Source organism: Bacteroides sp. OF04-15BH, from assembly GCF_003477995.1.
Lineage (GTDB): Bacteria > Bacteroidota > Bacteroidia > Bacteroidales > Bacteroidaceae > Paraprevotella.
Map to the genome: position 1 here is coordinate 1 of NZ_QUEM01000072.1, position 4490 is coordinate 4490.

The 4490-nt window shown below is 48.5% G+C and carries 1 protein-coding gene; it reads left to right on the forward strand.

Annotation, left to right across the window (positions count from 1 at the left end; genetic code table 11):
* A partial coding sequence (locus DXA74_RS15685) for a toxin TcdB middle/N-terminal domain-containing protein (RefSeq protein WP_304650915.1) occupies positions 1-4490 on the forward strand: 4490 nt, incomplete at both ends.

A 4490-nucleotide genomic window follows, 5' to 3' on the forward strand; every position in this document is an offset into this window, starting at 1 on the left:
GAGGATATTGTGCGTGTATGGCAGGCTCCTAAGGACGGAACTGTCAGCGTAACTGGTCAAGTAAGCCTCATTGCACCAACAGATGACTATGATGCTGACGAGTATCAGAAGGCAGACGGCGTAAGAATTGCCATCCAAAAGGGAGGCAATGAACTTTGGAACAAGACGATAGCCAAGGGTGACAACAGTCCATACAGTGCAGCCGTATCATCTGTTGCCGTCAAGCGTGGTAACAGAATCTATTTCCGTGTGCAGTCGGGTTCTGAGGAAACAAGCAACGGTTCTTTTGACAAGGTGAGCTGGTCGCCTACCATTACATACGCTGGCGAGTCAAACACCTTACCTAATGGTCTTTCTTCAACAGAGTACAAACCTGATGATGGTGCCATCTATGATGTGAACACCTCTGCAAATGTGGAGAATGGATCAAGCGTTGAAGTTCACAGTGCCTTCCACAAGCCAGCAACAACCGACGATGTTGTTCTCAGCATCATTGGCAGCAACGACAAGAAAGACAGTGACGGAAACGACAACCCGAACTATATCGAGAAGACGGTCTTTGCTCGTACATTAAAGGCTAATGAGACTTTCAATGGCGATTCACTCAACATCAGTCTGGAGAATACTGAAAAGCTGACCAACTTCAGCTTTGAGATTTCATCTACCTCAAATGTTGATTGGAAGAATATCGGTTGGCAAGCGTCTGTGACTTATAAGGACTCTACCAATATCGAACAGACTGTAGCCGTTCCTGCACACTACAAGATATTTGCAAATGCCTTGGCAGAGGGCAAGCCATACTTGACCACTGCGACTGATACCGTTTTGGTTGTGTCTCCAGTGCTTACCCTTTCGGACAATTCTATCAACGGTCAGATTACTTTGACCGCAAAAACAGAGGATGCGCTTGTTGGCAAGAAGTCTTTCACTATCGAGAATGGCATCTTGAAAGCCGATACTCTGCGATTTGCAACTACTGCAGGAAAGAACATCTGGTTTGAATACAGCTATCCGGCAGCAATCTCTAATGAAACTGTTACTTCAGCCTCTGTTTCCATTCTGAAAGATGCGGCAGGTCTCGTAACAGAGAATGTGCTTGCTGGATTCTATGCAGAGAATGACAATCTTGGCTTCGGTATGCTTTACCGTGGCTGGGGAGGTTTTGTTTATAACTCGGCAGAGGGCAGATATGCAAAGCCTATTGACGAGTCATTGCTGAAATTACCTGAAAACGAGAACGACAAGGTTGACCCTCTCACGATGGCATTCACTCCATTGGGTACAGACCAGACTTCTATGGATAAGTGGGTCGGTCAGCGACAGGACATCTACCTTACAGCGACAGAGGCAAGCACAGCCCGATTGACAGAACAGGATGTACTCCTTACCAATCCATTGGATAATAATACAGAGGTGGCAGGACTTGCAGGTGAATACTTGCAGGGTACTGGTGCGGCAGCTGTAAGCCAAGTGATGTCCAGCAAGAGCACGGTAGTGCAAGGCGGTGCGCTTGGCATCACGCACAACGATGCGAGCGGTAGTGCCAAGACAGAGGTCACCATGATGGATATGAATGGTGATGGCTTCCCGGACATCATCGCTGGTGGTACGATTCAATACACCAACTCTCTTGGTGGACTGAGTGGCGAAATCTACAAGGGCATCGGCTCTAACAACTCCGACAATGCTTCACAGGCATGGGGATATGGTGGCAATCCTGTTGCTTCGGCTTCTGATATTACCTATTTAATATCTGGAGGAAAGGCATCAATACTGAACCAACAGACTGCTTGGTTGGCCCAATTCTCCATTTCTGGCAGTGCGCCAAAGAATACTGATGAAGCTGTAGAATCGTTCATTGATATTAATGGCGATGGACTTCCTGACAAAATTCTTTCCGATAAGAAGGTAAGATTGAATCTTGGCTATGCTTTCACTGAGCCTATAGATTGGGAACTTGACCGTGTTCAAGGCGGTAAGAGTCTTTCTTATAATATTGGTGCAAGTGGTAATACTCCTGAGGCTGGCTGGGGTGAATTTAAAGATAAAAAATATAAGGATATAAACAAGGCTTCTGGCAGCTTCTCCGCTGGCTTTGGCATCGTAACCTCAGAGAGCGAGGAGGAATACAACCTTATCGACATCAACTCTGACGGTCTCCCAGATAAGGTTTGGAAGAATGGTGATGGTATCACTGTTGCCCTTAATACAGGCAATGGCTTTGACGAGCCTATCAGTTGGAAGGGTGCAAGTGCGCTTAGTGAATCAGCCTCTACATCAGAGTCTGCAAACGCAGCGTTCACTTTGACCATCAACATTCCTGTCATAAGCATCAAGATTTCAACCAACCCTGGTGCATCAACCTCGCACAGTATCAATCGTCCTACCTACTCTTTGCAGGATGTTGATGGTGACGGCTATCTTGACATCGTTGAGTCTGAGAAGGAAAGCGAGTTGAAGGTTACACGCTCAGCCATTGGCAGAACCAACATGTTGAAGTCTGTCACCAATTTCTTGGGCGGAACTTTCACACTCGACTATGCGCATACCACTCCTACCTACGGACTTCCTGGTGGCAAGTGGGTAATGTCTGCCCTTACCGTTGATGATGGTATCCATGACGACGGTCCTGTAATGACTACCGCCTTTGAGTACAAGGACGGCAAGCGTGACCGCCATGAACGTGAGTTCCTCGGTTTCGGTGAGGTCATCACCAAGAACCTTGACACGGAGAATGGCAATTCTGTTTACAGACAGGCTGTTGAGAACTACGATGTAGCTAACTACTACACGCAGGGCAATGTTACCGCCACATCCGTAGAGGATGCCAACGGCAACAAGTACACCGAGACAAAGAACCGTTACGACAGCTACTATCTGACTGCCGACGGTGACAAGTACACGTTCGCAAAGCGTGACGTGAACCTTTGGAGTGACCGTGCATCTGCATTCATTCCTCTCCGCTATACGGCAAACTTGCAGTATGAGGGAGCGGCAAACGGTGTGGTTACATCCGAGGCATGGAACGAGTATTATCTCAATGGCTATCATGGTGAGTTGAAGTCCTACAAGTACAGCGACAAGGGCAGTCTTGGCGAGGACGGAAACGGCAAGTTCGATTATGCGACTGCTATCAAATATACCGACAATGCAAGCAAGCACATCTTCGGACTTCCTGTTGATGTGACTGTTACAGGCGGTGACGGCTCACTCTACCACCATGTGACGGCGAAGTATAATACCAACTACGCCAACCACATCACGCAGATTACACAGCAGTTGAATGACGGTGCGGCAGTTACTGATTACAAGTACGACTCTTACGGCAACATCATCCAGAAGACCCTCCCTGCCAACGGCAAGGGACAGCGTATGTGGTACAAGTACCGCTATGAGCCTGAGATGAACATGTATGTTGAGCGCATTGACGATGCGTGGGGCTACCGCAGCGAGCAAGGCAATTTTGACTATCGCTATGGCATTGCCAAGGAGCATCGCGACCTCAACAACTTCTACTACGAGACTGATGTTGACGACCTCGGTCGCATCACTGGCGTGCGTGGTCCTAACGAGTTGGCTACAGGTGTACCTTATGCCATCGCCTTTGAATATCAGCCTTTGGCTACCTTTGGTGAGAGTGGCATTACCGCTCCTGCTTACGCAGTGACCAAGCACTACGACATCCAGCATCCTAACGATGACTTGGAGACCGTTACATTCGTTGACGGTTTCGGAAGAGCCGTGCAGGTGAAGAAGGACGGTGTTGTGACAAGTGCATCCAAGGGAAACTCTGCCAAGGATGAGAACGTGATGATAGTCAGCGGAAGAAACATGTATGATGCTTTCGGACGTGTGGCAAAGGCCTTCTATCCTACAACGGAAGGAACTGGATCGAAGTCCACATTCAACAAGTCATTTGACAATGTATCTCCAACGGTTACTGTTTATGACGTGCTCGACCGTGCTACCTCAGTGACATTGCCGGACAACTCTACGACAACTACGGCATATTCTGTTGACAACGGCAGTCATGCACTTGTTACAACCGTAACAGACGCACTCCATAATGTCCAGGCTACCCATACCAATGGCAGTGGCAAGACCTTAAAGACCATCCAGAAGAGCGGTCCTGACGGTGAGATTACCACTTCGTTTGAGTATGACGGCATACAGCGTCTTGTTCGTGTCACCGACACGGAGGGCAATGTGACGACCTCTACTTACGACATGGGTGACCGCCGTACTGAGGTGAACCATCCTGCAAGCGGCATCACAAGTTTCACTTATGATGCGCTCGGCAATGTACTGACCAAGCAGACTGCCAACCTTGCAAAGGAAGGCAAGTTCATCACCTACGATTACGACTATCAGCGTCTGACAGGCATCAACTATCCTGACCACCCGGAGAACAATGTGAAGTATTACTACGGTGGTCGCAACGCTTCTCAGAACCGCATCGGTCGCTTGATGCTCCGTGAGGACGGAACGGG